We start from the raw sequence: 4,400 nt of genomic DNA, 5'->3' as shown, positions 1-4,400 counted from the left end.
CTGCGCACCCTGACCCGAAAACAAAAACGCCGTCCTACCCCCAACAACCGAACCAGCCACCACACCCGAACCCGGCTCACCACGCTCAAGCGCAGCCAAACCCGAAAGCAGATCCTCCCGCCCCCCAGCAACCACCGCAGCCCTCTGATCAAACCGCGCACGCGACGTCGCAGCAGAAAACCCCACATCCCGCACACCCAACTCAGGCCGCGCCAACAGATGCGCACGCAACCGCCCAGCCTGCCCCCGCAACGCCACATCCGACTTCGCAGAAACCAGTACCGGCACAACCGACGGCGCGACCGCCTCGGCAACCGGCGCCACCTCCTCGGCAGGCGCCTCTTCCACAATCACGTGCGCGTTCGTGCCACTGACACCGAACGAGGAGACACCGGCCCGCCGCGGCCTACCGTTGGCAGGCCACGGCTCAGCCTCCGTCAGGAGCCTGATGTCCCCTGCATTCCAATCCACGTACGGGGACGGTGTGTCAATGTTCAGAGACTTGGGCAGCAGGTCGTGCCGCAACGCCTGCACCATCTTGATCACACCGGCCACGCCCGCCGCGGCCGACGTGTGGCCGATATTCGACTTGATCGACCCCAACCGCAGCGGACCACTCTCGCGGTCTTGCCCATACGTCGCCAGCAGTGCCTGCGCCTCGATCGGGTCACCCAGCTTGGTGCCCGTACCGTGACCCTCCACCGCATCCACATCAGAAGGCGAAAGACCCGCGTTCGCCAACGCCTGCCGGATCACCCGCTCCTGCGAGGGACCATTCGGCGCAGTCAACCCATTACTCGCACCATCCTGATTCACCGCACTACCACGCAGCAAGCCCAGAATCTGGTGCCCATTGCGCCGAGCGTCAGACAACCGCTCCAGCACCACCAGCCCCAGACCGTCTGAGAAACCCGTACCGTCCGCGCCCGCCGCATAGGGCTTGCACCGGCCGTCCGGCGCCAAACCCCTCTGCCGGCTGAACTCCATCAGCAGGAACGGCCCGGCCAGCACGGTCACGCCGCCGGCCAGCGCCAGTGAACACTCGCCCGAGCGCAACGACTGCGACGCGAGATGCAACGCCACCAACGACGACGAACACGCCGTGTCCACCGACACCGCCGGGCCCTCCAACCCGAGGCTGTAGGCGATACGGCCGGACACCACGCTTGTGGTGGCTCCGGTCAGCCGGAACCCTTCGATCTCCGGAAGCATCCCGGCAGGCATCGCGGCATAGTCCGACGGACCGACGCCGCAGAACACGCCGGTGTCGCTGCCGCGCAACGAGACCGGGTCGATGCCGGCGTCCTCCAACGCCTCCCACGCCGCTTCCAACACCAACCGCTGCTGCGGATCGGTCGCCAGCGCCTCGCGAGGGCTGATCCCGAAGAAACCCGCGTCGAAGTCGCCGACGCCCTCGACGAAACCGCCGCCCTTGGTATAGATCGTGCCCAGCACATCCGGGTTCGGGTCATACAGCCGGTCCAGGTCCCAGCCGCGATCGGTCGGCAGGCCGCCGATCGCGTCGCGGCCCTCGGCCACCAGCCGCCAAAGATCCGCAGGCGACGCGACGCCACCGGGATAACGGCACGCCATACCCACGATCGCCAGCGGTTCATCCGACTTCACCTTGACACGCTTGGGCTTGGCCGCAGCGGCCTGGTCCACCCCGCCCACCTGCGCCACCAGCAACCGGGCCACAGCCGCAGACGTCGGATGGTCGAACACCAGCGTCGAAGGCAGCCGCACACCACTGGCCTGCGTCAACCGGTTACGCAACTCGACCGCGCTCAGCGAGTCGAAGCCCAACTCCTTGAACGCCCGATCAGCGCCGACCGCGTCCGGCGACGCATAGCCGAGGACCGCCGCGACCTGACCGCGCACCAACTCCAGCGCGACCCGCTCCCAATCCGCCTGCGGCAAATCAGCCAGCTGCTTCGCAAGCAGACCGGCACCGCCGGACCGCTTCGCCGGCATCCGCACCAGCCCACGCAACAGCGCGGGCAACAGGCCAGCGCGAGCCTGGTTTCGCAATACGCCCAGTTCCAGCCGCACCGGCACCAACAACGCGGCATCCAGCAATCGGGACTCGTCGAACAACGCCAGACCCAGCTCGTTCGACAGTGCACCGGCGCCCATCCGCTCAAGGCGCGCCAACTCGGCCTCGTCCAGTGCGGCGCCCATGCCGGCACCGGCCCACAGGCCCCACGCGAGCGAACTGGCCGGCAGCCCCTCGGCGCGCCGCGCAGCCGCCAACGCATCAAGGAACGCATTCGCCGCCGCGTAATTACCCTGACCCGGGCTGCCGATCAGCGCCGCCACCGAGGAGAACAACACAAACGCCGACAACTCCATGTCGCGGGTCAGCTCATGCAGATGCAGCGCCGCATCCACCTTCGGCCGCAACACCCTGGCCAGCTGCTCGGACGTCAGCGCTTCCGACACACCGTCATCAAGCAGACCCGCGGCATGCACCACGGCCGTCAAAGGGTGTTCCAATGCCCCGATCACCTCAGCAAGCTGATCCCGATCGGAGACATCACACGCCACCACGGTCGCCTGTGCGCCAAGGCCTTCCAGCTGCGCGACCAGTTCGGCGACGCCGTCCGCGGCCGTGCCGCGCCTGCTCAGCAACACCAACCGCCGCGCACCCAGGTGCTGCGCGAAATGCTTGGCGAACAACGCCCCGAGCCCGCCGGTGCCACCGGTGATCAGCACCGTGCCGTCCGGGTCGATCGGCGCGGTCACCTGCGTGCCCGGCGCGGTCACCCTGGTGAGGCGTGGCGCGAGCAGCCTGCCGTCGCGCACCGCGAGTTGCGGCTCGTCCAGGCCGGCCAGCGTGCTCCAGTCGACTGTGTCGGAATCGGCGTCCACCAGCAGGAACCGGCCCGGGTGCTCGGATTGCGCGCTGCGCACCAGACCCCACACCGGGGCAAGCGCCAGGTCCGGCGCCTGGTCGCCGACCGCGACTGCGTTTCGGGTCAGCACGACCAGGCGCGCCTCAGGCAGCCATTCGCTGGCCAGCCACCGCTGCACTAGGCCCAGCGCGTCGGTGGTCACCGCGTGCGCCGCTGCTACGCCGGCCAGCTGCGGGTTCTCCACCGCGGCCACAACCACCTGCGGCGCCGGGGCCCCTTCGGCGATGGCCCGCTCCAACGCGGCCAGATCCGCGAAGTGGCCGGCCGAGCCGTCCAGTGTGCCGAGAACGGCTACCGTGGCTGGTTCGCCCGCGTCCTCGGGCGCGATCGCGGTCCAGCTGACCTCGAACAGCGAGCTTTGCCGCTCGCGCTGCGCACCTTCCAACTGCGATTGCTCAACCGTGCGGAACGCCAGCTTGGCCACGTGCGCGACCGGTTCGTCCTGCTCGCTGGCGATGTCCACGCGCAGCGTCGACTCGCCGCCGGACGCGATCCGCACCCGCACCGCGGCGGCACCGCGGTGCGCGAACCGCACGCCCGACCAGGAGAACGGAATACGCGCCGAACCGCCGCCCAGATCCAGCCAGTCCAGGCCGCCGTGGAGGGACGCGTCGAACAGCGCGGGGTGGATTCCGTAGCCCGCGGCCGACGCGGCATGGTCGTCGGGCAGCGCTACCTCGGCGTAGACCTCGTCGCCGTCGCGCCACGCGGCGCGCAGCCCCTGGAAGGCCGGGCCGTAGTCGAAGCCGAGTTCGGCCAGCCGTGCGTGGAGCACGTCGACCGCGATCGGCTCGGCGTCGACTGGCGGCCACTCGGCCGGAATCCACGACGCCGTAACGGATTCCTCGGCAACCAGCGTGCCGCGCGCATGGCAGGTCGTCTCCTGCGTCGCACCGGATTCAGGGCGCGAATAGATCGCCACTTCCCGGCGGCCGTCCTCGTCGGCCTCGGCGACGGTCACCTGCACCTGGACGGCAAGGTCGTCGGTGAGGGTCAGCGGCGTTTCCAGGACCAGTTCCTCGATCACCGGGCTGCCCGCGTGCCGGCCCGCGGCGACGGCCAACTCGACCAGCGCGGTACCCGGCACGACGATCGTGCCCAGCACGCCGTGGTCCTGCGTCCACGGCACAGACTCCTGCGACACGCGGCCGGTGAACAGCCAGTCGTCGCGGTCGCCGACGCGGACGGCGGCGGCCAGCAGCGGATGGTCGGTCCGGCCCAGTCCGGCGGCGGCCGGGTCGCCTGCCTTGGCGCCGGGCATCAACCAGAAGCGTTCCCGCTGGAAGGCGTACGTAGGCAGGCCCACCCGCCGCGCACCCGTACCCGCATAGAACGCCGGCCAGTCCACCTCAACCCCAGCCACATGCGCCTGCGCCAAGAACCCCGCGAACGCCTCCCCCTCATCCCTCTTCGCACGCAACGCCGCCGCGAACACCGCAGCATCCTCATCCACACACTGCCGCGCCAACCCGGTCAGCACACCAT

2 protein-coding genes are annotated in these 4,400 nt (G+C 69.6%); one reads left to right on the top strand and one right to left on the bottom strand.

The features are described 5' to 3' along the window. Nucleotides 1-4,074 (bottom strand): SDR family NAD(P)-dependent oxidoreductase (locus KGA66_RS28165; protein WP_312887106.1); only part of this gene is annotated, 4,074 nt, incomplete at its 3' end. Between KGA66_RS28165 and KGA66_RS31900 the strand changes: the two genes are divergently transcribed. Beyond that, nucleotides 3,955-4,400, top strand: a 446-nt coding sequence (locus tag KGA66_RS31900; protein WP_312887107.1) for a hypothetical protein, incomplete at its 3' end; no start/stop codon positions are given. The genes KGA66_RS28165 and KGA66_RS31900 overlap by 120 nt on opposite strands.

The sequence above is a fragment of the Actinocrinis puniceicyclus genome (genome assembly GCF_018283645.1).
In the GTDB taxonomy this organism is placed as follows: Bacteria; Actinomycetota; Actinomycetes; order Streptomycetales; family Catenulisporaceae; genus Actinocrinis; species Actinocrinis puniceicyclus.
This window is presented reverse-complemented; position numbering and strand designations above follow the sequence as displayed.